Source organism: Clostridium sp. HV4-5-A1G, assembly GCF_900184915.1.
Lineage (GTDB): Bacteria > Bacillota > Clostridia > Clostridiales > Clostridiaceae > Clostridium_B > Clostridium_B aromativorans.
This window is the reverse complement of record NZ_FXYI02000275.1, coordinates 1-2,942: the sequence shown is the minus strand read 5'-3', so window position 1 is coordinate 2,942 and position 2,942 is coordinate 1. Positions and strand designations below refer to the sequence as shown.

At 29.2% G+C, this 2,942-nt stretch carries 5 protein-coding genes; all 5 read left to right on the top strand.

Translation table 11 applies throughout. From position 1 onward, the window contains the following. Window positions 1-108 precede the first annotated feature (108 nt). Entirely contained in the window at window positions 109-660 is a 552-nt protein-coding gene (locus J5G60_RS17615; RefSeq protein ID WP_150358691.1) for an NAD(+) diphosphatase, read from the top strand. Between the two features lie 57 nt (window positions 661-717). Then, on the top strand, window positions 718-1,401 hold the full coding sequence (locus J5G60_RS17610) for a hydrolase (protein ID WP_150358692.1): 684 nt from the start codon (window positions 718-720) through the stop codon (window positions 1,399-1,401). A gap of 89 nt (window positions 1,402-1,490) precedes the next feature. Beyond that, window positions 1,491-2,273: an EFR1 family ferrodoxin gene (locus J5G60_RS17605; protein WP_150358693.1), complete on the top strand. Its 783-nt coding sequence runs from the start codon at window positions 1,491-1,493 to the stop codon at window positions 2,271-2,273. Window positions 2,274-2,393: 120 nt separating this feature from the next. Next, window positions 2,394-2,579 (top strand): hypothetical protein, encoded by a 186-nt coding sequence (locus J5G60_RS17600; protein ID WP_150358694.1) that lies wholly within the window; start codon window positions 2,394-2,396, stop codon window positions 2,577-2,579. Between the two features lie 23 nt (window positions 2,580-2,602). Next, window positions 2,603-2,791 carry a hypothetical protein gene (locus J5G60_RS17595; protein ID WP_150358695.1) on the top strand — a complete coding sequence of 63 codons (189 nt, stop codon included), beginning with the start codon at window positions 2,603-2,605 and terminating at the stop codon, window positions 2,789-2,791. Window positions 2,792-2,942: the final 151 nt, after the last annotated feature.

Below are 2,942 nucleotides of genomic sequence, written 5' to 3'. Positions count from 1 at the left end.
ATTATATATTTATAAGCTTTATAATATAGATAGATGGTATATTTATTAACGGTGTAAATTTGTTTGATAAAATTAAGGGGGTGTGGCTGCTTTATTAGCAGTGTATATATGAAATTTAAATATTGTCCTATATGTGGGAAAAAATTAGAAGAAAAGTATAGCTGGGATGAAGGTGGGGTACCATATTGTTCTAAAGATGATATAATGTATTTTGATACCCCTAGGCCCTGTGTGATAGTTGCAGTAGTAAATAAAGATCAAATATTATTATTAAAACAAAGTTATATATATAAAAACTCTAAGGTACTTTTGTCAGGGTATGTGGCAAATGGTGAAACTGTAGAAGAAACTGTACATAGAGAAGTGTTTGAAGAGTCGGGTCTGAAAGTAAAAGATTTAAAATATTTAGGAAGTGAGTATGTCAATAATAATGGTAAAGAAATAATAATGCTCACATTCATGGCAAATTATGATGGAGGAGATATAAAAAAATCTTCTGAAGTAGAATGGGTGGATTGGAGTCATATAGAGGATGCCCTTTGTGAAATGAGTGAGGATGAAATTGGCAAGAGGATAGTTAAGAAAGTATTAAAGGAAATAAATTATACTGGTAAAAAAGCTTATAGATGTGACAATGATAGCTGTAGTAGAAATACTTAAATGTGGATAAGCTCAAAAGCACAGTAACATCTAGTTTTTTAGATAAGGAGGAAAAAAATGGCTAAGTATATACCAGAAATAAAGGGAATTACCCCAAGGCATATGATTAGAGTACCTGAGATTATTAGAGAAGCAAGTGGAATAAGAATATTTGGTAAAAGAATAAAATCTCTACTGTTCACTACAGATGTAGCAATTATAAAAAATACAAATGCAGATGCCATTATTGCAGTATATCCATTTACGCCACAGCCTCTTATAACACAAGCAATTCTTTTGTCCGCTGACATACCAGTATTTTGTGGAGTTGGTGGGAAGATGACAACAGAGAGAAGAGTTATAAATTTAGCCTTAGATGCAGAATTTAAGGGCGCTATGGGAATCGTGTTAAATAGTACTATTCCAAATGAAGTTATACGGCAGATAAGAGATACTATTGATATACCTATAATAGTAACTATAGTATCTGAATATGAAGATATAAGAGATAGAGTGGAATCAGGGGCTACTATAATAAATGTTTCCGGATCTGGTGAGACTATTAATATAGTAAAGAAGGTTAGAAAGGAGTATTCTACTTTTCCTATAATAGCTACAGGAGGTCCTACAGAATCTAGTATAAAAGATACCATAATGGCAGGAGCTAATGCAATAGCGTTTACCCCACCTACATCAGCTGAAATTTTAAGTAAAATCATGTTTGAAAATAGAAAAAAGTATGCTGAGGAAGAGAAGAACTAAATGTTCAGTTGAAAAATTGGATTATAATTTAGAGAGGAGTAATTATTTTCACTTTTCATATATTTTGGGAAAATGAAAATAGGATTATCATGAAGGGTGCTTTATGTTATTTTAGTGGTACAGGAAATACTAAGTGGGTAGCAGATAGATTTAAAGAAAATTTTGCATTTTACAATGTAAATATAGATTTAGTTAATATACAATTTTTAGAAGTTAGCAAATTGAAGAGATATGATTTCTTAATTATAGGTTCGCCAGTTTATGCTAAATTTCCACCTAAAATTGTAAATGATTTTTTAAATAGACTTGATGATTTAAATAAAGAAACGAAAATAATAGTTTATTCTACACAAGCTGCATCTTTATCCTCAGCCCCGTATTTTATGGCAAAGTGTTTGAAAAAAAAAGGGTACATTCCATTGATGCAAATTAGCATAAGGATGCCTAATAATTTCTATTTTATAAAGGGGAAAAAACCTGATAGGGATTTAATTGAAGAATTGTTGTTAAAAGCAAATGAAAAAGTAAAAAATGTAGTAGAAAATTTTATAAAAGGAGAACCCATTATAGAAAGTGTTTCATTTATTAGATTTGAATTTAATAAAGCGATTTATATTACTTTTAAAAATAAGATTCCCAAATTGTCCAAAAATATATCTTCTACAAGAGAATGCGGTAAATGTGGATTGTGTCTTAGAAATTGCCCTCAAGGCAATATAACGTTTGAAAGGGGACATGCAATTTTTCATAGTAAATGTATTTTATGTTTAAGATGTATATACATATGTCCAATAAATGCGGTGAGGTATAAAGGAAAAAAGATAGATCAAACTCAAAGAGACATAATAAAAACACTTGATTTGAACAGATAAAATCTAAAATTTTATATTGTATTAAATGCTTCCAATAATTTTTAATTTTGGAGGCTTTTTTGAATTGAATTTTTAATTTTGGAGATACTAAAGATACAATATTTTTCAGGAGTGAGTTTTATGATTTCAATTCAGGATAAAATGCTCGTTGCGGAAAACTGTAAAGAATATAAATCTAAAAATTATATAGTTGGGTTACAGGCCAGCTATGTTTCCAATAGTTGTAGTAATTGTGTGAATTTTATAAATGAGCAATGCAGCAAAAAATTATTTGATGAAATTGATGGAATATTAAATATGAATTAAATTTAGTAGGAGGAATGATATTTATGGCAAATGATCAGGAAATGAGACACGTTGGCAGCGCATGTCCGGGATATGAACCGGATGATTTTGGATTTCAGTCCAGTACTGGAGAAGCTTATTATAAAAGCTGTACTAATTGTAGAAATTTACGAAATGGAAAATGTGTAAAAAATCTTTACGATAGTGTTTTGGCAAGTTTGGATCAATCATAAATAAGGTTGATTATATACTACTAACCATCATATATTATAATATTATATTTATTCTGATATATGCATATTAATTTGCTGTATGCACGATAAAATAAATAATATAAATATTTTAAAAAAGTATTGACATATACAAAGTTAAATCATATAATAA